The organism is Amycolatopsis roodepoortensis (genome assembly GCF_014873915.1).
GTDB classification, from domain to species: Bacteria; Actinomycetota; Actinomycetes; order Mycobacteriales; family Pseudonocardiaceae; genus Amycolatopsis; species Amycolatopsis roodepoortensis.
In genome coordinates, this window is record NZ_JADBEJ010000008.1 from 889,233 (window position 1) to 912,467 (window position 23,235).

The following is a 23,235-nucleotide window of genomic DNA, read 5'->3' on the forward strand; positions in this document are numbered from 1 at the left end:
CTTTCGCGACACCGCCTCGGACCGCATTTAGCCGACTAACCGCGTGACCGAAAACGCAACTCGCGTGATTAAGGACGCAACTCGCGTGATCACACGCGTAACTCGGGTGTCGTCCCTCCAATCACGCGTGTCGTCCATCGGATCACACGTGTCGTCCGTCCAATCACGTGAGTTACGCCTTCAGTCACGTGAGTTACGCCTTCAATCACGTGAGTGCGGCGCCTGATCACGCGAGTTGCGTGTCTGATCACGTGAGTGCGGCGCCTGATCACGCGAGTCACCGGGCGGGGCAGCCGCCGGCACCGTCGAACGTGCTGCAAGGGTCCTGCCCGTAAGGAGCAGCCTGCCAAGCCGCCACGTCCAGCGACCGCGACGCGTCATGCGCCACGAACGACCAATGCCCGACGTAGGTGTTCGAGAACCACTCGTTGTCCTGTGCGAACGTAACCGCTTCCGACACGACGTTCCCCCGGTACGGCGACCACGACGGATAAGTGCCGTAGTTCGACAACACCGCCATGCGCCCGCAAAACCCCGTGCAGTCGGGCGCACTCCGGAAAACGTTGTCGTGCACGTTGACCCGCTGGGTCTTCCACCGGCAATCGTCGTACGCCGGTGAAACCGCGATCGATTCCGGCGCGCAGTCCGACGGCGAGGCGACGACCCGGGTGCAGGTACCGGTCGAGGTGTTCGAGGGGCTGTTGCAGAACCGGTCGGCGTTCTCCCACAGCGTCAGGCCGCCCCAGTTGTCCACGAACTCGTTCTCCGCGATCTCGATCATGTCGGTCCGCGCCCAGATCCGCGGCTCGCCGCCGGATTCGCTCAGATACACCGCGCCGATCGGGAAGTTGTTCCCCCGCGCGGCGAAATCGCGACCCAGTTTCAGGGCGTTGCGGCGGAACACGTTGCTGCGGATGATGAGGTTGTAGCTGATCTCGTAGAACAGCCCCTCGGCGTCGTTGTCCTCGATCAGGTTGTCTTCGACGATGAAGTCGTTGTTGTTCGTATCCGCCCAGAGCCCGACGCCGTGGTTGTGGTGCACCCAGTTCCCCCGGATGTCCGCACCGTCGACGGCCCAGAACTTCGCCCCGCCGCTGCATCCGCAGCCGGGCGACTTCTTCTCCCAGTCGTCGGTGTTGTTCCCGGCGATCTCGTTGCCCTCCACCACGAGCCCGGTGATGCCGCCGCCCGCGCGGTAGGCGTTGATCGCGTACTGCCCGTTGTTCCGCAGGCAGTTCCCGAGCACCTCCTGCCGCGGCCCGGCCATCATCGCGGCGCCGCGGTTGTCCTCGATGACGTTGCCCTCGATCACCCAGTGCTCGCCGGAATCGTGGTTCACCACGCCCTGGTCCTGCGGCGCGGCGAAACCGCGGATCGTCAGCCCGCGGATCACGACGTCCTTGGCATGCTGGGTGAACGCCGTCCGGTTGATGCCGCGGCCGTCCAGCACCGCACCGGGCGCGCCGAGGTAGACGTTGCCGTCCTTCGGGATCACCTGGCTGTACGGGTCGTCGGCGAGCGTATGCCTTCCGCCCCCGAGCCAGAACGTCGTGCCCGGCGGGTGTTCCGACGTCTTGGCCGACAGCGAAACACCGGGCTCGACGACGACGGCGCTCTCCGGCTTCGGGAAACTCGCCGGTCCGGACGCGCAGACGGCCGGCACCTCGGTCGCCGCCGCCACGGCGGGGAAGGAGCCGGCCGTCAGGACCACCGACAGCGCGAACGCCGTCGTTCTCGCCCAATTCATACGATTCAAGGTAAGTCACCGCGCACTGCAGAGGAGGGACACGAACGAGTGGTCCTCAGACGTACTTGCGGAAAACAGGTTTCACCGGACGGCCGCCCGTCCATTGCGCCGGATCCTGGAATTCGAGGGCCTTCCGGTACGTGGTGCAGGCCCGCGAGACGACGTCGATCGTCTTGTCGATGTCGGCTTCGGTCAGCCCGGCGCTGACCACGAACGACGGCCCGATCACCCCGCCGGTGATCAGTTCCCGCAGGAACAGCGTCCGGTACGGCTGCGACGGCTCGCCCCGTTCGTCGAGCGTGGCGAAGACCAGGTTGCTCGCCCTGCCGCGCACGAGCACGTGGTCGCCGACTCCCGCGCTCGTGGCGACCTCGCGAACACCCGCCGCGAGCCGGTCGCCCAGCGCGTGCAGCCGCGCGGTGATCCCTTCTTCGGCATAGGTGTCGAAGACGGCGATCGCCGCGGCGAGGGAATGCGTCTCGGCCCCATGCGTGGTCGAAAGCAGGAAAACCCGCTCACGGTGGTCGCGCAGCCCGCCGAGCTCCATGTACTCCCGTTTGCCCGCCAGCGCCGAGACCGCGAACCCGTTCCCCAGCGCCTTTCCGAACGCCGAGAGATCCGGGGTGACGCCGTACAGTCCCTGCGCCCCGGCGTCCGACCAGCGGAACCCGGTGATCATCTCGTCGAACACCAGCAGACAGCCGTACCGGTCGCACAGGTCCCGCAGCCCGGCGAGATACCCAGGTGGCGGCTCGGTCTGGGTCGCGGCTTCCAGGACGAGGCAGGCGACTTCGCGCGACCGCAGCAGCTCTTCCGTGGCCGCGAGATCGCCGTAGGGGAAGGAGACCGTCAGTTCCGTCGTCTCGCCCGGGATCCCGGCGGACATCGGCGTGGTCCCGATGAACCAGTCGTCGGTGGAGAAGAACGCGTGATCGCGACAGATCGCCACGAGCGTCCGTCCGGTCGCCGCACGGGCCAGCCGGATGGCGGCCGTGGTCGCGTCCGAGCCGTTCTTCGCGAACTTCACCATCTCCGCGGTCGGCACGGCGGCGAGGAACCGTTCCGCGGCTTCGGCCTCGATGATGGACGGCCGGACGAAGTTGCCGCCCTTTTCGATTTCGGTCCGGACGGCCTCCAGGACCCGCGGGTGCGCGTGCCCGAGACTGACCGCGCGAAGCCCCGAGCCGTATTCGATGTATTCGTTGCCGTCGACGTCCCACACGTGGCCGGCGAGGCCGCGCGCGATGACGGGCGAGTAGTCGTCGGGGTACTGGTCCTGGCCCTTGGCATAGGTGTGCGCGCCACCGGGGATCGCCCGGTGCAGTCGTTCGTTCGCCTGGTCGGAGCGCGGCAAGGGGCGGTTCACGGGATCACCTCGTGGTCGTCAGTGCGGCGGCTAGAGGGGGAGCGTGAGCGTCACGTTCGGACACCGCGCTGACCGGGAGCGGCCACGGGATGGCCAGTTCCGGATCGGCGTACGAGATCGCGATGTCCTCGGCCGGATCGTGCGGCCGGTCGATGCGGTAGGAGATGTCGGCGGGGTCGGTGAGCGCCTGGAACCCGTGCGCGCAACCCGCCGGGATGTACAGGGAGACCTGGGTCTCCCCGGACAGTTCGAACCCTTTCACGGTGCGGAAGGTGGGGGAGCCCGGCCGCAGGTCCACGATGACGTCGAAGATGGCCCCGGCCGAGCAGCGGACCAGCTTGGCCTCGCCGCGTCCGCCGCGCAGATGCATCCCGCGTACGACTCCCTTGCGCGACCGCGAAAGGCTGTCCTGCGCGAAGCCGCCGGGGTCGATGCCGACCGACGCGACGACCTCGCTGTCGAAGGTGCGGCTGAAGAACCCGCGCTCGTCGGCGAACGGTGTCGGCGTGAAGAGGTAGGCGCCTTCGATTTCGGGAACCGCTTCGACCTTCATCGGATCTCCTCGGACGTGCGGAACAGCGTCTTGTCGAGAACGTCGTACTGCTTCTCCAGCAGTTTCCCCTTGGCAGCACTCCGATCGCGCAGGCGCTGCCAGAACTCGTCGGGTTTGGCCTCGAGTTCGGCGAGCTGCCGGACGAGCAGGTCGACGTCGACGGCGCGGGCGGACTGGCAGTACTCCGCCAGTCCCATGTTCGCCATGATGCTGTCCATCTTCTGCGAATAGCTGATCGAGATCGTCGGCTTCGCGAGCTTCAGCGAGCACAGGACGTTGTGATAGCGCGTTCCGACGACCGCCCCGAGCGCGGCGATCTCGGTGATGAGGTCGCCGAGGGTGGGCAGTTTCGCCGCGGTCACCCGGTTCGGGTCGAGGTCGGGCCGGTGTTCGCGCAGATCGGCGAAGATCTCTTCGACGACAGGGTCGTCGATCTCGTCACCGGTGAGCAGCCGGATCTCCCGCCCGTCGTCGACCAGCCTGCGCACGAACCGTTTCATCGCGTCCACATAGGACGAACGGATCTCCTGGCCGCGGCGCCGGTCGTCGTTGCCCCCGTGGAACTCCATGACGCCGACCCCGACGACGTCCGACGGCCGTCCGGCGGGGATCGGCAGGGCGAACGCGAGGTCCGGGTAGAGGTCGTCTTTCGCTGTGTCGAGCCCCATCTCGGCCCAGGCGTCGCGGGACAGCTCGTCGCGGAACGAGCGGTAGTGCGCGGAGCGGGCGGCGATCCGGTAGAGCCGCCGCGTGGTCCGCTGGCGGATGACGTTCGAGCCGACGTTGAGCAGCGCGACCCGGGTCCCCCACAGCCTGCCCGACACCCCCAGTAGTGCCATCGCGTACGGAAAACCCCAGGGCCGCAAGGGAAGCGTTGTTTCGAGGACGCCGGCGCCGGGCACGATCACCACGTCACACCGCCGGGTCCAGGAGAGGATCTTGAGCGTGTCCGCGACCTTGCCGACGGCCTTCAGCAGGGCCGCGAGCACCCCCGTCGTGTCGCGGTTGCGCGAGTAGTACCAGAGCAATGACTCCGCTTTGACGCCGTAGCGCGCCTCGACCAGTTCCGGTCCGGAGCAGAGGCAGCTGAGTTCCGCCTCCGGATGTCGTCGCCGTACGTACTCGAGTACCACTTCGAGTGATCCGTCGTTGCCGATGTTCCCCGCCCCCAGCAGCCCGAAGAAGCCGACCCGGGGATGTCTTCGTTTTCTCGCTCCAGGGCGAGAGGTCACGACGTCCTCCTCTGCCGTCCAGGGACCACGGCGTCGATGTTCATTCCGTCGATTTCGGGTTCGGCGTCCTCGGCGCGGTCTTCGTTCCGGCCGCGGGACCGGTCGGCCAGCCAGGACGCGAGGTGCCGGTAGCAGTCGCGCCGGTCGGCCGACGAGAGCGGCGCCCGGCGGATACCGCCGACGAAGCCGCCGATGTACTCGCCGATCAGCCGCGGCATCGGGTTCCGCACCGGGTCGGCGCGCCGCGGGTCGAGGTTCGAGCAGCGCTTCCGGATGCTCGGGTTCGCCCGTTCGGCGCGGCCGGGGTGGTCGCGGCGGAAGTACTGCACCTCGGGGACCTGGTGGAACGGGCCGTGGAGGCTCAGTTCGGCGACATAGGTGCGGTCGGCGTGGTGGTAGCTGTCGAGCGGTTTGACCCGGCGGAGCACGTTCGTGCGCATCACGCCGTAGAAGTCGTCGCCGCCGGTTTCGAACAGCAGGCTGCGGAACCGCGTGGGCGCGTGCGGCGAATCCGTCGCCAGCGGGTAGTCGAGCTTGTGGGTCACCGCGCCGTGGTCGTCGATGATGGCCTGCCAGCTGTGCGCGACGATCATTTCCGGCCGCTCGTCGAGCGCCTCGATGCACAGTTTCAGCAGGTCACGGCCGTAGAGGTCGTCATGCGAAGCCCATTTGAACAGCTCGCCGCGGGCCTCGTCGAGGACGCGGTTGTGGTTCGGGGACGCGCCGACGTTCTTCGGCAGCCGCAGATACCGGATCCGGGCGTCGCGGCGCTCGTAGTCCCGGCAGATCTCTTCGGTGCCGTCCGTCGAAGCGTTGTCCGAAATGATCAGCTCGAAGTCCTCGTGGCTCTGGCCCAGCAGGGCGTCGAGCGATTCGGACAGGTACTCCTCGCCGTTGTAGACGGGCAGACCGATGCTGAGCCGCGGAATCCGGGTCATACCATTCCCACCTCTTCGTCATTGGTGCGTAGCGCGGGCGGCCGGTACTCGCGATACGCGGCACGGAGCTGGTACCACCACATCGCGGCGCCCAGCCAGACCGAGAGCATCGAGCCCCACGCGGCACCTTCGGCGCCGTCGATACAGGCGCCGATGATCCCGAAGACCACGTAGCCCACCGAAGCGACCAGTTGCGCGCGGAGGCTGCGTTTGGCGTTGCCGAGGGCACGCAACCCGGCGGCCGCGCCCGCGGTGAAGCCCGCGGCGGTGACCGACAGCGTGACCGGCAGGATCAGCGGTTCGGCCGCGTCCCAGACCGAGCCCATGATCCAGCGGCCGACGTCGTGCGGCACCAGGATCAGCAACCCGAGGCCCCACAACAGAGCCGCCCCCGCCTGACCTCCGCCGAGCACCACGCAGAAATGCTTCAGCCGGTGCGGGGCGCGTTGCAGGACGCGGGCGCCTTCGGCCACCGTCGTGAGCGAAAGCCCCATCAGCAAGGCGAGGAACGGCCCGAGCAGCTGCTCGGCACCGCGGACCGCGCCGACCGCGGTGATCCCCGCAATGGCCCCGAGCCCGTAGGCGCGCAGCTGCGACGAGCCGGCGTTGCTGACGTTCTCGATCAGGTAGCGCACGCTCAGGTCGCGCTGCTCCTTCACCCAGCCCGTCATCGCGGAGAGCCGCGGCACGATGCCGGTCTGGAACATCCCGTAGACCGCCGCGACCGCGCCGGCCAAGCCCCAGGCCAGGACGAAGGCGACCACGGTGCCGAAATGCGAGGCGATGCCGAGCGCCGGGATCAGCGCGACACCCCACACCGTGTCGTTGACGAAGGCCTTCTTGCCGTCGCCCTTGGCGAACAACGCGAACCGCCACGCGTCCTGCAACATCAGCCCGGGAAGCACCGCGCCGAGCGCGACGAACACCCCGCCCAGCGGCTGCACCGCGACGAGGCCGGCGATCACGCTGATCAGGCCGGTCGCCAAGCCGACACCGATCGCCGTCCCCGCCGCCCTCGACACCGCCCGGCGCCAGGCTTCCTCCGACACCGCCGAGAAGCGCACCATCATCGGGTCGGTGGCCAGGCCGCGCGAGAGGTTGAGCACCACGCCGTAGGTCACCCACGCGAGGCTGAACATGCCGAAGGCGAAAGTCCCGAGCGAGCGCGCGACGAACAGCCCGACCGCGAAGTTGGTCAGGCTCGAAACCGCCTGGTCGCCGAGGCCCCAGCTGAGCCTGCCCGCCATGGCGCGTACGGCCCCGGAGGCCAGTGTCGCCCGATGTCTCCCGCCTGCCACCCGCGTCACTCCTTCAGCAATCCGGCGCCCTGCAGCGCGTGAGCGGCGGCGACGACGGAATCGAAGGGGAGACCGGATCGCTGTGCGACGTCGAGCAGGCTGTGCTCGCCGTCCGAAAGGTTGAGCACCCAGAGCATCGCCATCTGGGCGGCCTTGGCGTCACTGCGGCCGCCGAGGGAGTCGTAGAGCCCGCGTTTGCCGAGCTGCGGCTCGCCGTACGGGCTGAGGTTGACGTAACGGCGGTTCCTGTCCAGCACGGAGAACGCCTCGCCCAAGGTCGCGAGGGTGTCCTCCATCGCCTCGGTCGACACGAAATCCAGGTTGTCGGCCGAGGTGTGGTACTCGGGATAGCCGGCGTACGGCGTCCTGGTCAGCGAGCCGACGCCGAGGTTGAACCCGGGCGAGCAGAATTGCCGCTCGTCGTAGCCGTACGGCGAGAAGTCCAGGATCTTGTGCGGTTTCCCGGAAAGGACGAATTCGAGCACCTTGTCGATCTCGGCGTCCCCGCGGCGGCTTCGCTTGTAGGTGAGCGATCCGGGGTCGCCCGCGCAGGCGAGCACGACGCCTGCTTTGACCTTGCCGAGCCGTTCGGTGTTGCGCGCGAGCCAGGTGATCGCGCCGATCGTGCCCGGCATGAAGAGGAACCGGTACGTGAAGTGCGGTTTCCCCGCGGCCAGCCGCTGTGCGAGCGCCGCGGCGACGGCGATCCCCGCGAGGTTGTCGTTGGCCAGTGACGGATGGCAGGTGTGGCACGACACCAGCACCTCGTCGGTGACCTCGCCGGGGACCACGTGTTCGGCGTAGGTCAGGTGTCCGTCGTCCAAAGTGGACTCGATGCGGACCTCGTAGTCGCCGTCCGGCAACGCGTCGAGGGTGTCCTGGGCCAGGCAGAAACCCCACGTCGGCGAGTAGTAGCTCGTGCGGTACGGCACCAGCGACGGCTGCTCGGGCAGCGTGTGGAGATGCTCGCGCAGCGCTGCCAGCGGCATCGTCTCGGCCACCGGAACGCTGTAGCCGACGACGTGCAGGTTCGACTCCCGGAAGTCGACGACCTTCCGGCCCGCCGGGTCCTTCACCCAGGCGTCGCGGATGTTCCACTCCTGGGGAACGGTCCAGTCGAGCACCTGGGTCCCGGTCGGTACCTCGTGGACGTCGAGCGGGATGTGCTCGCCGAGGATCTCCAGCGTGGCGCGGACGCCGTCGCCGGTGATGCTGCGGCAGAGCGGATACAGGCGCTCGACCAGCTCCCGCAGGTCGGCGCCCGTGTCCAGGGGTTTGCGCGTCATCACCGTCGCCGCAGGGTTTCGTCGATCTCGCCCGCGGCGGTCCGCGCGTTGAGCGTGGCCAGCCTGGTGAAGGTGTTCTTGAAGTCGTGCGCGGTCAGGCCGTGCGTGCGGTAGGCGTAGATCAGGTCGAGCGCGCCGTCCTTGACCGACCAGTCGCATTCGAAACCGGGGATCGCCTCGCGGAAGCGGGAGAAGTCGACGCGGTAGGAACGCGGGTCGCCCGCGGACTCGCCGGTGATCCGCAGTTTCGCGCTGGGGACGGCCTCGACGACCTGCTGCGCGATCTCGGCCACGGTCACGTTGTTGCGTTCGGTACCGATGTTGAACGCCTTGTCGTGGACGGCCTCCTTCGGGGCGACCAGCGCGGCCTCGAAGGCGCGCGCGATGTCCTTGGCGTGCACCAGCGGCCGCCACGGCGTCCCGTCCGACAGCACCAGGATCTCGCCCGAGACGTGGGCGTGCGCGGTGAGGTTGTTGAGCACGATGTCCGACCGCAGCCGCGGCGAGAAGCCGAACGCGGTGGCGTTGCGCATGTACACCGGGGTGAAGTCGTCGTCGGCGAGCTCGTGGAGGTCGTCCTCGACCCGCACCTTCGACTCTGCGTACGGCGTCACCGGGCGCAGCGGCGCGTCCTCGTCGACCAGGCCGTCTCCGCCCGAAGCGCCGTAGACCGAGCACGTCGAGGCGTAGAGGAACCGCTTGACCCCGGCGTCCTTCGCCAGCTTCGCGAGCTTCACCGAAGCGTGGTGGTTGATGTCGTAAGTGAGCTCCGGCGCCAGCGAACCCAGCGGGTCGTTGGACAGCGCGGCGAGGTGGATCACCGCGTCCACCCCGGTCACGTGCTCGGCCGTGACGTCGCGGAGGTCGACGTCGTAACCCTTGGGGTCGTCGGGCTTCGGGCCCAGCACGCAGGTGTCGAAGAGACCGGAGTCGAGGCCGACGACCTCGTGGCCTTCGGCGGCCAGCACCGGGGCCATCACCGTGCCCAGGTAACCCTTGTGCCCGGTCAGCAGCACACGCATGGCTTTCAGCCTTTCGGAGTGAGGTCGAGCGTCAGTTTCTTGAGGTCGAAGGCCTCCGCGTAGCGCTGCCCGCATTCGATGCCGCGAATGCGGGCGAGGCCCAGGAAGGCTTCCCGGTCGTACCAGGGCCGATGCCGCTGGGAGGCGTAGTGCTCCTGCAGCAACTGGACCTTCTCTTCGGCGAGCTCGGGCGTGAGCGGCACGTACGCGGTGGGTTTGGCGAGGTCGCCGTCCCATTTCGCGATCTCGTACTCCAGCTGGAGATGGGTGCGGAACACCGTCGGCACCAGCGACGCCAGCCCGCGGTGGTCCTGGTGCGCGTCGGCCGTGCGAGGGGAGAGGACGAGGTCCGGGTCGGTGCGGCGGCGCAGGTCTTCGAGGGCGTTCTTGGCCTCTTCCCAGTGCGAGGGGAACCGGCCGTCGGGCAGTTTGAGCACGGTGGCCTCGACGTCGGCACCGGGGCAGAAGGCCGCGAGCGCGGCGCGCTCCTCGGCCTCGCGTTCGGTGCCGCCGCCGGAAAGGACGAGCGCGTCCACCCGGAGGCCCGGGTTGGCGGCGCAGAGCGTCAGCAGTGTGCCGCCCGCCCCGATGGCGATGTCGTCACAATGCGCGCCGAGCGCGACGACCCGACGGACGCCGCCCGTGCCGAGTCCGATCACGCCGTGCTCGCGGGTTCGCGTTCCCAGCGCGCCCACGGACGGTCGCCGTGCGCGTAGGCGTCGTCCAGCTGGACGCGTTCCTTGACGGTGTCGGTCGGCTTCCAGAATCCGCGATACGGGTACGCCAGCAGCTTGCCCCGCTTGGCGAGCTCGCCGCAGCCGTCGGCCACCAGGTCGCCGCCCTCGGGGATGTGGTCGAAGATCTCCTGGCGCAGCACGAAATATCCGCCGTTCTCCCACAGCGGCATCTCGCTGACCGGGGTCAGCGCGCCGATCCGGCCGTCCTCGCCCATCTCGACGCAGTGGAACGACGACTGCGGCGGCACGACCATCATCGACGCGCCGGCGTCGGATTCGGTGAACCGCTCGATCATGTCCGGCAGCGGGGCGTCGGTGAGGACGTCGGCGTAGTTGGCGAGGAACATGTCGTCGCCCTGAAGGTACGGGCGCACCCGGCGCAGGCGCTCGCCGATGGCCGATTCGAGACCGGTCTGCACGAAGGTGATCGACCAGTCCGCGATGTCGGTCGAGAGCAGTTCCGCCTTGCCGTTGCGCAGGATGAAGTCGTTGGAGGTGGTCTCTTCGTAGTTGAGGAAGAACTCCTTGATGTGGTGCGCGCCGTAACCGAGGCAGAGGATGAACTCGGTGTGCCCGAAATGCGCGTAGTAGCGCATCACGTGCCAGATCAGGGGTCTGGGGCCGACCATGGCCATCGGCTTCGGCACGTCGGACGCGTCACCGTTGCGCATCCGCATGCCGTAGCCGCCACAGAAGAGGACTACCTTCACGACTTCACCTCGACGATTTCCAGGTGCGGGATGGGGAAGACCAGTTTCCCGCCCCATTCGTCCACATAGGACAGTTGGGCGGTCAGCTCCTTCCGGAGGTTCCACGGAAGGACGAGCACGTAATCGGGTTTGTCCGCCTCGATGCGTTCCGGCGGCAGGATCGGGATCCGGGTGCCGGGGGTGAACCGGCCGTGCTTGTACGGGTTCCGGTCGACGGTGTACCGCAGGACGTCCGGGCGGATACCGCAGTGGTTCAGGAGCGTGTTGCCCTTGCCGGGGGCGCCGTAACCGACGACGGTCTTGCCTTCGAGCGCCGCGTCGGTGAGGAACTTGTTCAGGTCGAGCCGGACCTTGGTGACCCGCTCGGAGAATTCGGTGTAGCCGGACATTTCGTGCAGTCCGGCGGCCTTCTCGGCGTCGAGGACCTGAGTCATCCGCTCGCTCGGCTCACCGGCGACGGCCTCCGGACGCGCCCACAGTCGGATCGAACCGCCGTGGGTGGGCAGGAGCTCGACGTCCACAACGGACAATCCGCCGCGCGCGAGGGCCCGGCGCGCGGATTCCACCGTGTAGTACTGGAAATGCTCGTGATAGATCGTGTCGTACTGGTTGTCCTGGATCAGCGTCAGCAGGTGCTGGACCTCGATGCTGACCCAGCCGTCGTCGGCGACCAGGGCGCGGAGCCCGTGCGTGAAACCGATGACGTCCGGGATGTGCGCGTAAACGTTGTTCGCCACGACGAGGTCGGCGGGACCGTGCTCGTCGCGGACCTCTTGCCCGGTCTCAGGGCTGAGGAAAGCGGTCTTCGTCGGCACCCCGGCGTCACGCGCGGCTTGGCCGACGTTCACCGAAGGTTCCACGCCGAGACAACGGATCCGCTGCGCCACAACGTGTTTGAGCAGATAGCCGTCGTTGCTGGCGACCTCGACGACGAACGACGAATCGTCGAGCCCCAGCCGATCGACGGCACCGTCGACGAACGTCTTCGCGTGCTCGACCCAGGAAGCGGAATATGACGAGAAGTACGCGTATTCGGTGAAAGTCTCTTCCGGGGTGATCAGCGGCGGGATCTGGGCGAGCCAGCATTCTGTGCAGACCCGCAGGTGCAGGGGGTACGTCGGCTCCGGCTCCGCGAGCTGCTCCGCGGTCAGGAACCTTTCGCACGGCGGCGTCGCCCCGAGGTCGACGACACTGGCGAGATGGGCCGAGCCGCAGAGTCGGCAGGTGGTCATCGAGAGGCTCCTTGGCTCGCGTCACGTATCCCAGACGTCGGCACCTCGGGTCGCCTCGTTACATGCCTTCCAGGGGTCTCACGCTTCCGTCTCACAACCGAAACCTGTCGTCTCGGCCATCGGCGCAGACCCCTCCGCCATCCGGGCGCGGGCACTCCGGCCGACTCGCGTTTAGCGGGCTAAACGCGATCCGCCCGGCCCTCACTCTTCGCGCCCAGATCGCGTTTAGCCGACTAAACGCGACGCGCCCGGCCCTCGCGTCGCGCCCAGATCGCGTTTAGCCCGCTAAACGCGATCCGACGCTCCACCCCAGCCCCCAGCCCGCGTGAAGGCCCCCTTCCCTCGGCTCAGCCGAGGGAAGGGGGCCTTCACGCGCTCACGGAGCCCACCCCACCGGTCACTTCGCGTTTAGCGGGCTAAACGCGATCCGGCCGCCGGAGCTCGTCAAACCGTCAAGAGACCACCAGCGCGTAGTCCGCATCGGTCGCCGAGGTCTCCGGGTGACCGTCGGCGTTCACCTGCGTCGCCACGACCTCCACCGTCCAGGTACCCGCGGCCGGCTTCTCCAGGATGACGTTCTCCACCGTGTCGACCGTGTTCGGCGACCCGCCCGCGGTCGAGAAGTTGCCCGCCTTCAGCCCGTTGTTGCCGTAGTAGACGGTCCCGCTCGGCGCGGTGACCTTCAGGGTCAGGTCGTTGACCCTCGCGACCGACGCGCTCGGCGAACCCGCCGGGTCGGTGTAGGCCAGCGTCGCCTTGAACTGCTTGGTCCCGTTCACCGCGACCGTGTACTTCTTCGACTGCCCGGTGCCCAGCAGATCGGTCTCGTTCACCAGCACCGGCAGTTTCCACCCGTTCGCCTTGGCCTGGTCGTGCAGATACCGCACGTTCGCGGTGCCCCAGCCCTGATGCGTCCTGGTCATGTCGTGCGCCGTGCCGCTGAACGCGAACTGGTCGGCCCCGTTGACCAGCAGCGCCTTCGCGGTCGCCGCGTGCGGGCGGCTCGTGAAGACGTCGCGGGCCTTGCCGGGGCCGCCGTCGAACACGCCGTCGGCCCACATCTGGAACAGCAATCCGGCGTTCCCGCAGGTGATCGGGGTCGCGCCGCTCGTGCCGCCGAACGACGTCGTGTACGAGGTGTCACTGCTCGAAGACGTGGTGTCGATCCGGTCGTAGTAGTTCGACAGTTCCGGTTTGATCCGCCCGTCGGCGGCCGGGCCGATGCTGGCACCGCCGCTCCACTTGTCGTCGGTGCGGCCCAGCGTGTTGTAGTGGTACTGCCCGCCCACCGACAGCACGTTCTTCGACCAGGCCTGCGGCCGCGACTGCTGGGTGCCCGCGTTGCTCTGCGACTGGCAGATCAGCAGGTCGTGATCGAAGACGATCTTGTCGAGCTCGGCGGAGACGGAGTTGTACGCCGTGGTCAGCCCGCCGCCCCAGCTGTTGCTCTGGAACACCGCGCGGTACTTGCCAGCCGGGTCGACCAGTTCCTTGGTGTGGGCGTAGCGGTCCGGCTTGTTGTAGGTGGCGAAGATCCCCTGCGCCTCGGGCAGCAGTCCACGCTGCGGCGCGCTCACGCCCGACGCGAAGATCTGGCCGTAGGTCGAGGTCCCGTGGCTGGTGCTGGTGGAGTTCGAGCCGTGCATCACCGTCGGCCGCGCCTTGAACTCCTGATGCGTGACGCGCAGCCCGCCGTCCATCACCTCGCCGCGGACGCCCTGACCGCGGTAGCCGCCGACACTCTCGATGTAGTTCGCGCCCCCGCTCTCCCTGGCGTTGGCCATGTCGGTTTCGGGGGCGGTGATCGCGCCGACCGCGAGTACCTCCGCCCCCTGCGCCACGGCGGCGACCTGCCCGGAACCGAGTTTCGCGACGATGTGCTGACCGCTCTGCGAAATCGCCTCGATACCGCCGCCGAGCCGCAGGATCCGCTCGGCCACGGCGCGCTGATCCCGCGCGTCCGCCTCGACCAGCGTCACCAGGTGACTCCCGGTCGCGGCCGTCGAGATCTCCATCTTGTCGTCCGGCCGGTATTCACCGAGCCAGCGGACGAAAGCCAATTCCGCCACCGATTCGCGGTTCTCCGGCTTCAGTCGGACCACGTAGGCGAAATCGGGAATGTAGGTCCCGATCCGCACGCCGAGTGAACGCAATTTCCCGCGCTGCGCGTCGGTCAGCGCGCTTCGGACCTGGAGCAGATACGCGCCCTTCCAGTCCTGGCTCGCCGCCGTGCGCTGGGTCAGCGGATCGAAGGTCCTGCTGGCCAGACGGATGAACTGGGGGTCTTCGGCGGCCGGGGCGGCGACGGCCGCCCCGCTCGTCAGTAGCATCGCGCCGATCATGGGCGCGAGGAAGCGGACAGACTTCGGCCGTGGCATGAAATACCTCCGGGGAGCTCTGCAGGGGAGAGGTCTTTCGAAGGTACCGGCCGAAAAGCGTGATGATCAGCCGCTGAACGGCCCAGCCGTTTTCCGGTATTGCGGGAAATGGAGCATAAACGGTTAAAAACTGATTCAGGAGATCTCGTCGATCGCCCCGCTGAACCGCGTCAGCCGCTCGCGTTCCTCCACGTCGAGCCGCCGCGCGCTGCCTTCGGGCAGGGTGCACGCGACCCAGATGGTGCGGCAGCGCGCGTAGACGGCCCGATCGTCGCGCAGTCTGCTGTTCACCACGACGTCGCAGGTGCCGATCCGGCCGACCACGGTCTCCACCTCGACCGGATGGTCGCGGAACGTCAGCCTGCGCAGGTAGCTGACGTTGTGCTTCGCGATCAGGTACGCCGGTCCCTTGGCCTGGAAAAGGTGCTCACGCCGCGGGTCGAGCAACGCGATCTGGGCTTCCTGGAAGTACTCAAGCAGCCGCACGTTCCCGACGTGGCCGAGACAGTCCAGGTCGGCGACACGCAGGCGATGGCGGTGGAGGTGGATCTCGGGAGCGGGACGCGCACTGGTCGTCCCCAGCGGATGTGCGTGCACGAAGTGGATCTTCAACGATCGCCCGGTGTTCCGGCCGCGCGGCGCAACGGACACCGGCCCGGTTCACTCCATCAGGGCTTCGGACAGTTCGCGGATCGCGGCGGTCTCGGCGGTGTGGATGTCCCGGATCAGGTCGCTCATCGTGCCGAACAGTTCACGGGCTTCACCGTCGGTGAACGGTGTTTCGTCGTTGTAGTGCGCGCGCAGTTTCCACATTTCCGCACCGGCCGCCGCGGCGGCGTCCTGCCCCGCGTCGCCCTCCCGGACACCCGCCGACACCGCGCTGACCAGCCCGCGCACCCAGGCGAACTCCGCGTTCGACGCCGGGACGGCCGTCTCGGCCAGTTCGGCCCAGCGTTCGCCGATGCCGCGCCAGGTCGACGCCTGTTCGGCCAGCGCCGGCAACTCGAGCAGACTGGAGGCTTCGGTGAGCGCGTCGGCGAACAGCCCGCGCAGATGCCCGCCCTCCATCCCGGCCGGCGTGACGCTCTCCCAGACGTTGAACAGCGCCCCGACGAGCCCGCGCCGCTCGCCGAACGCGCGCGGCCAGCCCTTCGGGTCACGTTCATCGGTCATCGCCTTCGCCCAGCGCCCCCACGCGGGCAGCGAGAACGACTTCGACGGCGCCGACAGGTTCCGGACGCAATCCGTCAGCCCGTCGCGCACGGCCGTCCGCCAGTCGGGGACCTCGCCGGGCCGAGGCGTCGCGAGCAGGTTCTTGTAGGAGCCGACCCTGGCGCGCGCGGCGTCGAACGTCTTCCGGTCGACCGTCAGCGGGGCGAGGTTCCGGTCGTCGACCAGCACCCGGCCGTCCTCTTCGCCGTACGCGACGATGAAATGGCCGCCACCGCCGGACATCTCCGCCGGCAGGTGCCAGTAACCGAGCGACTCGCGGTCGGGGAGGACGATCACCGGCCGCCCCGCTTCGAGGTCGGTGGTCAGCCGTTTGGCGGCGGCGCGTTTGCCGCCGGTGGTGTGGATGTCGAAACCGAGCCCGAGACGGTCCACTGTGGACTTAAGCCATTCCTGCGGATACTGCCAGCGCGCGCGGAAACCGAACACGATCGTCGACATCGTTTCGTGCGCGAAGTCCCACAGGATGTAGCCTGCCCCGATCCCGCCGGACACGGCGAAGACCAGCGCCTCGCTGGGCGCCTTCCCGTCCGGCCCTTCGACACCATGATGCGCCAGTACGGCGGCCACGGCCGAGACGTCCGGTTGCAGGCCACCGCGCAATTCGTACTCGGTCACCCCGCCATCATGCCCGCTCCGGCGTCAGAAGTCCCGGATCAGGGAAACCCTGCCGCGCAAGGGATCCGCGACGTACACCGTCCTGGTGCGCTGGTCGATCGCGACGGCGCCGGGGTTCACGCCGAGTGACAGGTCGCCGGTGAGCAGATTGGTCCTGCCGTCGATCCTGGCGAGACCGTTCGGTCCGCCGTTGGCGTAGACGGTGTTCGATCCTTCGTGGACCGCGAGCGCCGAAGATTCCGAGCGCAGCAGCACGGTCGCCTTCTCCTTGCGCGCGCCCGTGTCCACGATGGACAAATGGTGGATCGCCGAATTCGCGACGAACACCGTCCCCGACGCGCTGTGCACGGCGACTCCGGTCGGTGACTTGCCGACCGGGATACCGCCGGTGAACCTGCCCGCGCCGATGTCGAAGACCTCCAGGGAGTCGGTGCCCGTGCTGGTGCAGTACGCGAGCTTGCGCCCGCTGTCGACCGCCGTCGACGACAACCCCCGCGTGGGGCCGGGGACGAGGTCCAGCAGGCGGCAGCCGACGCCGTCGATGACGGCCAGTGTCCCGGTGAGGGCACTGGCCGCGTAGATGCGGTTCGCCTGCTCGTCGACGTCGACAGTGGACGCGCCGGGACCGGCGGGCACCACGCTGAGGACCTCGTTGGCCCGCCCGTCCAGGACGAGGACGGTCCCGGCGGGCGGGTTCGCGACGAAGACCCTGTTCGTCACGGTGTCCACGGCCAGCCCGGCGGGTTCGCCGCCGACCGGGATCACGTCGGCGACCGTGCCGGACCGCGAGTCGAGGACGACGATCGTGCCGGTCGATGGGTCGGAAACGTACGCGAAGCCGGTGACGGAATTCACCGCGACCGCCTCCGGGGTGCCTCCGACCTCGACGAGAAGTACTTTTTCGGCTCTGGCCGCCGGCGCGAAGGCGACCGCGGAGGCGCCGGCCGCGGCCAGGGTGAGCAGGGCTCGGCGGCTCAGTTCGGGTCCTCGCACAGGCGCCTCCCGATGATCGTTCCGAGATTCGACGATAACCCGCGAGCCGGGCACGCGAAGGAACTTCGCGTCCCCCGATCGCGTTGTTTCCGATGAGTAACCCCCACCCCGGAGAAAGGAAGGAGCAGGACGCCGTGCACAAACACCAGAACGGGCTCAAGACCGTCGTCCTGCTCGGCCTGCTGTCCGCGCTCATCGTCGGGATCAGCGGTTTCTTCGGGCGGGGCGCGCTGATCATCGGGCTGGTGGTGGCGCTCGGGGTCAACGCGTACGCGTACTTCAACTCCGGCAAGCTGGCGTTGCGGGCCATGCACGCCCGCCCGATCTCCGAGGCCGAGCACCCGGCGATGTACCGGATCGTGCGGGAGCTGGCGACCACCGCGCGGCAGCCGATGCCGCGGCTCTACGTCAGCCCCACCCCGGCGCCGAACGCCTTCGCCACCGGCCGCAGCCCCCGGCACGCGGCGGTGTGCTGCACCACCGGCATCCTCGACCTGCTCGACGAGCGCGAGCTGCGGGCGGTGCTCGGGCACGAGCTGTCCCATGTCTACAACCGCGACATCCTGATCTCGTGTGTCGCGGGCGCGCTGGCGAGCGTGATCAGCGTGATCGCCAACATCGCGATGTTCACCAGCGTCTTCGGCGGCGGCAACCGCGAGGACGGCGACAGCCCGCTGGTCGGGCTGATCCTGGTCCTGATCGGGCCGATCGCGGCAGCGGTGGTGAAGCTCGGGGTGAGCCGCTCGCGGGAGTTCCAGGCCGACGCGTCGGGCGCGGAGCTCACCGGAGACCCGCTCGGCCTGGCGTCGGCGCTGCGGAAGCTCGACGAAGGGACGCGCGCGGCGCCGCTCGTGCCGGAGCCGAAGCTGGTCTCGCAGTCGCACCTGATGATCGCGAACCCGTTCCGGCCGGGCGGCGGCCTCACGAAGCTCTTCGCGACCCACCCGCCCATGGCCGAACGCATCCGGCGCCTGGAAGAGATGGCGCGCCACCCCCACTGACCAGCCGGATCGCGTTTAGCCCGCTAAACGCGCTCCGCCTGCCAGATCGCGATTAGCCCGCTAAACGCAGGTCGCCCTCCCGATCGCGATTAGCCCGCTAAACGCGATCCCGCTCGGCCCCCCTGCCGCGAGGCCTCCACCCCCGCGGCAGGGGGAACACCCAACGCCTCATTTGGGCGTGCTGACCTGCCGGATCGCGTCTAGCCCGCTAAACGCAGGTCGGCCGCGGGGATCGCGATTAGCCCGCTAAACGCAGGTCGGCCCGGGCGTCTCACCCCGTGGGAGCGGGAATCGGGGGAGGAGGGCGCGAGTTCCCCGGGCATGGGTTCCGCACAGCAGTTGCACCTCGCGGTCGCGCTCGACGGGGCCGGCCGGCATCCGGCCGCCTGGCGGGTCTCCGACGTCCGCCCGGCCGCCTTGTTCACCGCCGCCCACTACCTAGCCCACGCGAAGCTCGCCGAAGCGGCTTCGCTCGACTTCGTCACCCTCGACGACACCCTCGCGCTCCAGCCCGGCGGCGAGGACGTCGTACGTGGCCGGCTCGACGCCCTGCTGACCTTCGCCGCGCTAGCCCCGCTGACCAGCAGAATCGGCCTGGTCCCGACGGTCACCACCACGCACACCGAGCCGTTCCACATCTCGACGGCCGTCGCCTCGCTCGACTTCGCGAGCCGCGGCCGCGCAGGCGTCCTCGCGGTGCCTTCGCGCACTGAAGCCGAGGCCGCGCACTTCGGCAGGCGCACCCTCCCGTCCGAGGCGGACGCCGAAGCAGAGAACGCCGAGGTCGTCGACGTCATCGCGCGCCTCTGGGACAGCTGGGAGGACGACGCGATCATCCGCGACGAGCCGACCGGCCGTTTCATCGACCGCGAGAAGCTCCATTACGTCGACTTCGAGGGTCGCTTCTTCAGCATCAAGGGACCTTCGATCACACCGCGCCCGCCGCAGGGCCACCCCGTCGTCGCGGTGTACGGCGACTCGCCGTACGCGCACGGCGCCGACGTCGTCCTGATCGACGAGCCCCGCGAGCGCTTCCCGGACGCCAAGCACCTGGCGGGCCTGTCGATCGTGCTCGCCGAGACCGAGCAGGCCGCCCTCGGCCGCCGCCGGACGCTGGAGACCTACGCGCCCTTCCCGCCGGGCTTGAGTTTCACCGGCACTCCAGCCGACCTCGCGAGCGAGCTACCCCGCCTCGCGGCGGCCAACGGTCTCGACGGCTTCCACATCCTGCCCGCGGTCCTCCCCGACGACCTGGCGCTCTTCACCGCCGAGACCGTCCCCGCGCTCCAGGCCGCGGGCGCGTTCCGGCAGACCTACACCGGCACCACCCTGCGCGACCATCTCGGCCTCGGGGTCGCCGCCAACCAGTACGCGGAGGCGTGACAGATGCCCAAGCAGGTCAAACTCGCCGCACACTTCCCGGGCGTCAACAACACGACCGTGTGGAGCGACCCGCGTTCGGGTAGTCAAATCGACTTTTCGTCCTTCGAACATCTCGCGCGCACGGCCGAGCGGGGCAAGTTCGACTTCCTCTTCCTCGCCGAGGGCCTGCGCCTGCGCGAACACGCGGGCAAGATCCTCGACTCCGACGTCGTCGGGCGGCCGAACACCACCACCGTGCTGGCCGCGCTGTCGGCGGTCACCACCAGGCTCGGGCTCGCGGGCACGCTGTCGTCGACCTTCAACGAGCCATACGAGGTCGCGCGGCAGGTCGCGAGCATCGACCACCTCTCCGGCGGCCGCGCCGCGTGGAACGTCGTCACCTCACCGGACGCGTGGACGGGACAGAATTTCCGCCGCGGTGGCTTCCTGAAACGCGAAGACCGCTACCGCCGCGCGGAGGAATTCCTCGCCACCGTGCGTGAGCTCTGGGACAGCTGGGCGCCCGACGCGCTGGTGGGGGACAAGGAGAACGGTGTCTTCGCCCGCGGCATCGAGCGCTTCGTCCACAGTGGACCGCAGTTCGACATCCGCGGTGAGTTCACCGTCCCGAGGACCCCGCAGGGGCAGCCGATCGTCATCCAAGCGGGCGATTCCGACGAAGGCAGGGAGTTCGCCGCCAAGACCGCCGATGTCATCTTCAGCCGCCACGGTTCACTGGAAAGCGGCAAGGAGTTCTTCGCCGACGTCAAGCGGCGGCTACCCGCCTACGGCCGCGAGCCCGGCGAACTGCTGATCATGCCCGCGGCGACATTCGTGCTCGGCGACACCGAGGAGGACGCGCACGAGTACGCCCGCGAGATCCGTTACCAGCAGGTGCGCCCGGCGACCGCGATCCAGTTCCTCGAACAGGTCTGGAGCCGCGACCTCTCCGCCTACGACGCCGACGGCCCGCTCCCCGAGATCGACCCGGACCCCGACGCCGAGCCGCTGACCTGGGGCCGCGTCCGGCACGAGAAGGATCCTCTCGCCGTGGCCGCGAAATGGCGGGCGATCGCGGAGGAGAAGAAGCTCTCCATCCGCGAACTCGTCATCGAGGTGACCGCGCGCCAGCAGTTCGTCGGCACCGCCCGGCAGGTCGCGGAGTCGATCGACGAGTACGTCCAGAGCGACGCCGCCGACGGTTTCGTGCTCGTGCCGCATCTGACCCCGGGTGGGCTGGACGCGTTCGTCGACGACGTCGTTCCGCACCTGCAGGAGCGGGGTGTCTTCCGGACCGGCTACACCGGCGACACCCTGCGCGAGCACCTGTTCAGCCGGTAGCACCCTGCGTGCGCGCGACGTTCATCAGATATTCGCCGTAGCCGGACTTCGCCAGCTTCGCGCCGAGCGCGTAGCACTGCTCAGCGTCGATGAAGCCCATACGCAGCGCGACTTCTTCGAGACAGGCGATCCGGACACCGGTCCGATGTTCGAGAACCTGCACGAACTGGCCCGCCTCCAGCAGCGAGTCGTGCGTGCCGGTGTCGAGCCAGGCGAACCCGCGGCCGAGGTCGATCAGGGTCGCGCGGTCTTGGCGCAGGTAGGTGAGGTTGACGTCCGTGATCTCCAGCTCCCCGCGCGGCGAGGGCTTGAGGGCACGGGCGATCTCGACGACCTGGTTGTCGTAGAAGTACAGGCCGGTGATGGCCTTGTTCGACTTCGGCTTCTCGGGTTTCTCCTCGATGGAGAGGAGTTTGCCGTCGGCGTCGATCTCGCCGACGCCGTACCGCTGGGGGTCCTTGACCGGGTAGCCGAACAGCACGCAGCCGTCGAGCGAGGTCGCCGCGGCCTGCAACCTGCTGGAGAACCCCTGGCCGTAGAAGATGTTGTCGCCGAGCACGAGCGCGACGTCGTCGTCGCCGATGAAGTCCGCGCCGATGACGAACGCCTCGGCCAGCCCGTTCGGAGCGGCCTGCTCGGCGTAGCTGAAACTGAGCCCGAACTGGCTGCCGTCGCCGAGCAACCGCCGGAAATGCGGCAGGTCGACCGGGGTCGAGATGATCAGGATCTCGCGGATCCCGGCGAACATCAGCACCGAGATCGGGTAGTAGATCATCGGTTTGTCGTAGACCGGTAGCAGCTGTTTCGATATCGCCTGGGTGATGGGATGCAGACGCGTCCCACTGCCCCCCGCCAGCACGATGCCCTTCATGCGATGCCCCCGCTTCGTAGCCGATCGCTCGGGACCTCACACTACCGGGTGGCTCAGAACGCCGGACCCTTCGCGAAGTACGCCTTGCAGCCGGCGTTGTTCTCGGTGGAGATCTGCAACACGTTCTTGCCGCCGTCGACCGGCAGCAGCGTCGAGCTGTAGTTGGGACAGAAGTTGTCGTGGATCCCGGTGATGTGCACCGGCGCCGGAAGTTCGTACCAGTGCCCGGTGCCGAAGTTGTCGTTGGCCAGCAGCACCTTGCCGTTCTTGCTCTGCGGGACCCCGGCGGCGTTGGTGTAGATCTGCCCGACCATCACCAGCCGCACGCCGTTCGGGCCGCCGGGGAACAACGTGACCGTCTGGGCGTGCTGGAAGTAATTGCCGTTCGCGGTGGTGACGCGGGTACCGGGGTCGAGGGGGTCGCCCCAGTTGGCGCCGTCGGAGGAGATCTTGAAGTACGGGTCGCAGAAGCGGTCGCGGTAGTTGCAGATCTCGTAGGCCAGGTAGTACCGGCGGTCGGGGAGGCGGCGGATGATCGGCATCCCCGGCCGCACCCGATGCGGCGGGATGGCCATCGTGCGCTGTTTGGTGCCCCAGTTCACCCCGTCGGTGGAAGCGACCCGGTTCATCACCTGCGCGTGCTGCGGCGCCTCGGTCTCGTCGGCGTAGTGCAGCCACAGCGTGCCGCCCGCGTCGACGACGAACTCCGGCTCCCAGATGCCGTCGTGGTTGTGCGAACGGGCCGCCTCGGACAGGAAGCCCCACGAGCGGCCGGCGTCGCGGCTGGACCAGATCCTGATGCCGATGCGCCGCTCCGGACCGGCGTTCTGCCGGTAGCTCGCGGCCCACAGCAGGGTGCCCGCGCGGAGCCTGCCGACCCGTTGCGGCAGTTCGTACAGCGTTCCGCAGCACATGCCGCGGCGGCCGTCGCGATCGCGGATCTCACCGATCTTGTGGAAGCTCTGGCCCTCGTCGGTGCTCTCCATGATCGGGGTGAACTTGCCGTTCGCGTCCTCGCTGGTCAGCGACGCGATGATGCGGCCGCGGCCGATCGCGGAATGCTCGAGCCGGATGAGCCGCGGGTACGAGCCGTAGCCCGGAACGAGCTGCTGGCGCTCGGCGGCCTGCGCGGAGGTGAACAGGGACGCGATCACCGTGAGTGACAGCGCGAAGGCTAGTGCGGAGCTGAAACGGCGCTTCATCGTGACCTTCCTCGAACGCGATCGCCGGATTACAACACGGGCTTTTGTCCCTTTCGGACTCCCGCGAAGGTGTTTGCGACGGAAACCCACTTCCGAGTGGCCTGAATCGCTCGGCCGA

20 protein-coding genes are annotated in these 23,235 nt (G+C 68.5%); 3 read left to right on the forward strand and 17 right to left on the reverse strand.

Features of this window, described 5'->3' with window-relative positions; all coding sequences use genetic code 11:
- Positions 1-277 precede the first annotated feature (277 nt).
- The 15 genes from H4W30_RS41995 to H4W30_RS42065 all read right to left on the reverse strand — a co-directional run bounded on the left by H4W30_RS41995 (position 278) and on the right by H4W30_RS42065 (position 17,340).
- Positions 278-1,747, reverse strand: coding sequence for a right-handed parallel beta-helix repeat-containing protein (locus H4W30_RS41995; protein WP_192747772.1), 1,470 nt, complete (start codon positions 1,745-1,747; stop codon positions 278-280).
- Between the two features lie 55 nt (positions 1,748-1,802).
- The gene (locus tag H4W30_RS42000) at positions 1,803-3,113 is read right to left on the reverse strand and encodes a glutamate-1-semialdehyde 2,1-aminomutase (protein WP_192747773.1); all 1,311 of its coding nucleotides are present in this window, start codon (positions 3,111-3,113) and stop codon (positions 1,803-1,805) included.
- A gap of 4 nt (positions 3,114-3,117) precedes the next feature.
- Positions 3,118-3,666, reverse strand: a complete 549-nt coding sequence (locus tag H4W30_RS42005; RefSeq protein WP_192747774.1) for a dTDP-4-dehydrorhamnose 3,5-epimerase family protein — start codon at positions 3,664-3,666, stop codon at positions 3,118-3,120.
- Positions 3,663-4,898: a polysaccharide pyruvyl transferase family protein gene (locus tag H4W30_RS42010; RefSeq protein WP_192747775.1), complete on the reverse strand. Its 1,236-nt coding sequence runs from the start codon at positions 4,896-4,898 to the stop codon at positions 3,663-3,665. The genes H4W30_RS42005 and H4W30_RS42010 overlap by 4 nt, the downstream gene beginning before the upstream one ends.
- On the reverse strand, positions 4,895-5,836 hold the full coding sequence (locus tag H4W30_RS42015) for a glycosyltransferase family 2 protein (protein ID WP_192747776.1): 942 nt from the start codon (positions 5,834-5,836) through the stop codon (positions 4,895-4,897). Before H4W30_RS42015 ends, H4W30_RS42010 begins: the two co-directional genes overlap by 4 nt.
- Positions 5,833-7,083 carry an MATE family efflux transporter gene (locus H4W30_RS42020; RefSeq protein WP_192748021.1) on the reverse strand — a complete coding sequence of 417 codons (1,251 nt, stop codon included), beginning with the start codon at positions 7,081-7,083 and terminating at the stop codon, positions 5,833-5,835. Before H4W30_RS42020 ends, H4W30_RS42015 begins: the two co-directional genes overlap by 4 nt.
- Before the next feature lie 56 nt (positions 7,084-7,139).
- Positions 7,140-8,420 (reverse strand): DUF4910 domain-containing protein, encoded by a 1,281-nt coding sequence (locus H4W30_RS42025; protein ID WP_192747777.1) that lies wholly within the window; start codon positions 8,418-8,420, stop codon positions 7,140-7,142.
- Positions 8,420-9,442, reverse strand: coding sequence for an NAD-dependent epimerase/dehydratase family protein (locus tag H4W30_RS42030; protein WP_192747778.1), 1,023 nt, complete (start codon positions 9,440-9,442; stop codon positions 8,420-8,422). Before H4W30_RS42030 ends, H4W30_RS42025 begins: the two co-directional genes overlap by 1 nt.
- A 5-nt stretch (positions 9,443-9,447) precedes the next feature.
- The gene (locus H4W30_RS42035; RefSeq protein ID WP_192747779.1) at positions 9,448-10,101 is read right to left on the reverse strand and encodes a PIG-L deacetylase family protein; all 654 of its coding nucleotides are present in this window, start codon (positions 10,099-10,101) and stop codon (positions 9,448-9,450) included.
- Positions 10,098-10,889: a sugar phosphate nucleotidyltransferase gene (locus tag H4W30_RS42040; protein ID WP_192747780.1), complete on the reverse strand. Its 792-nt coding sequence runs from the start codon at positions 10,887-10,889 to the stop codon at positions 10,098-10,100. Before H4W30_RS42040 ends, H4W30_RS42035 begins: the two co-directional genes overlap by 4 nt.
- Complete coding sequence (locus tag H4W30_RS42045) at positions 10,886-12,121, reverse strand: class I SAM-dependent methyltransferase (protein ID WP_192747781.1); 1,236 nt, start codon at positions 12,119-12,121, stop codon at positions 10,886-10,888. The genes H4W30_RS42040 and H4W30_RS42045 overlap by 4 nt, the downstream gene beginning before the upstream one ends.
- Before the next feature lie 452 nt (positions 12,122-12,573).
- Entirely contained in the window at positions 12,574-14,499 is a 1,926-nt protein-coding gene (locus H4W30_RS42050; protein WP_192747782.1) for a S8 family serine peptidase, read from the reverse strand.
- 135 nt (positions 14,500-14,634) lie between these two features.
- The gene (locus H4W30_RS42055) at positions 14,635-15,096 is read right to left on the reverse strand and encodes an acyl-CoA thioesterase (RefSeq protein WP_318780772.1); all 462 of its coding nucleotides are present in this window, start codon (positions 15,094-15,096) and stop codon (positions 14,635-14,637) included.
- 63 nt (positions 15,097-15,159) lie between these two features.
- The gene (locus tag H4W30_RS42060) at positions 15,160-16,347 is read right to left on the reverse strand and encodes a BtrH N-terminal domain-containing protein (protein ID WP_192747784.1); all 1,188 of its coding nucleotides are present in this window, start codon (positions 16,345-16,347) and stop codon (positions 15,160-15,162) included.
- A 24-nt stretch (positions 16,348-16,371) separates the two neighbouring features.
- Entirely contained in the window at positions 16,372-17,340 is a 969-nt protein-coding gene (locus tag H4W30_RS42065; protein WP_192747785.1) for a YncE family protein, read from the reverse strand.
- A gap of 134 nt (positions 17,341-17,474) precedes the next feature.
- Between H4W30_RS42065 and htpX the strand changes: the two genes are divergently transcribed.
- The 3 genes from htpX (at position 17,475) to H4W30_RS42080 (ending at position 21,044) form a co-directional block, all read left to right on the forward strand.
- On the forward strand, positions 17,475-18,341 hold the full coding sequence (gene htpX, locus H4W30_RS42070; RefSeq protein WP_192747786.1) for a zinc metalloprotease HtpX: 867 nt from the start codon (positions 17,475-17,477) through the stop codon (positions 18,339-18,341).
- A gap of 321 nt (positions 18,342-18,662) precedes the next feature.
- The gene (locus tag H4W30_RS42075; RefSeq protein ID WP_192747787.1) at positions 18,663-19,724 is read left to right on the forward strand and encodes an LLM class flavin-dependent oxidoreductase; all 1,062 of its coding nucleotides are present in this window, start codon (positions 18,663-18,665) and stop codon (positions 19,722-19,724) included.
- A gap of 3 nt (positions 19,725-19,727) precedes the next feature.
- Positions 19,728-21,044, forward strand: a complete 1,317-nt coding sequence (locus H4W30_RS42080) for an NtaA/DmoA family FMN-dependent monooxygenase (protein WP_192747788.1) — start codon at positions 19,728-19,730, stop codon at positions 21,042-21,044.
- Here the strand turns inward: H4W30_RS42080 and rfbA are convergent.
- Positions 21,034-21,915, reverse strand: coding sequence for a glucose-1-phosphate thymidylyltransferase RfbA (gene rfbA, locus H4W30_RS42085; RefSeq protein ID WP_192747789.1), 882 nt, complete (start codon positions 21,913-21,915; stop codon positions 21,034-21,036). The two genes, H4W30_RS42080 and rfbA, sit on opposite strands and share 11 nt — an antisense overlap.
- Positions 21,916-21,968: 53 nt before the next feature.
- On the reverse strand, positions 21,969-23,117 hold the full coding sequence (locus H4W30_RS42090; protein WP_192747790.1) for a sialidase family protein: 1,149 nt from the start codon (positions 23,115-23,117) through the stop codon (positions 21,969-21,971).
- Positions 23,118-23,235 lie beyond the last annotated feature (118 nt).

Excerpts from the sequence above, each read along its gene's own strand:
- H4W30_RS42005 (WP_192747774.1), bottom strand. The coding sequence starts at position 3,666 with ATGAAGGTCGAAGCGGTTCCCGAAATCGAAGGCGCCTACCTCTTCACG.
- rfbA (WP_192747789.1), bottom strand. The coding sequence starts at position 21,915 with ATGAAGGGCATCGTGCTGGCGGGGGGCAGTGGGACGCGTCTGCATCCC.
- H4W30_RS42045 (WP_192747781.1), bottom strand. The coding sequence starts at position 12,121 with ATGACCACCTGCCGACTCTGCGGCTCGGCCCATCTCGCCAGTGTCGTC.
- H4W30_RS42015 (WP_192747776.1), bottom strand. The coding sequence starts at position 5,836 with ATGACCCGGATTCCGCGGCTCAGCATCGGTCTGCCCGTCTACAACGGC.
- H4W30_RS42030 (WP_192747778.1), bottom strand. The coding sequence starts at position 9,442 with ATGCGTGTGCTGCTGACCGGGCACAAGGGTTACCTGGGCACGGTGATG.
- H4W30_RS42020 (WP_192748021.1), bottom strand. The coding sequence starts at position 7,083 with ATGGCGGGCAGGCTCAGCTGGGGCCTCGGCGACCAGGCGGTTTCGAGC.
- H4W30_RS41995 (WP_192747772.1), bottom strand. The coding sequence starts at position 1,747 with ATGAATTGGGCGAGAACGACGGCGTTCGCGCTGTCGGTGGTCCTGACG.
- H4W30_RS42075 (WP_192747787.1), top strand. The coding sequence starts at position 18,663 with ATGGGTTCCGCACAGCAGTTGCACCTCGCGGTCGCGCTCGACGGGGCC.
- H4W30_RS42050 (WP_192747782.1), bottom strand. The coding sequence starts at position 14,499 with ATGCCACGGCCGAAGTCTGTCCGCTTCCTCGCGCCCATGATCGGCGCG.
- H4W30_RS42090 (WP_192747790.1), bottom strand. The coding sequence starts at position 23,117 with ATGAAGCGCCGTTTCAGCTCCGCACTAGCCTTCGCGCTGTCACTCACG.
- H4W30_RS42025 (WP_192747777.1), bottom strand. The coding sequence starts at position 8,420 with ATGACGCGCAAACCCCTGGACACGGGCGCCGACCTGCGGGAGCTGGTC.
- H4W30_RS42080 (WP_192747788.1), top strand. The coding sequence starts at position 19,728 with ATGCCCAAGCAGGTCAAACTCGCCGCACACTTCCCGGGCGTCAACAAC.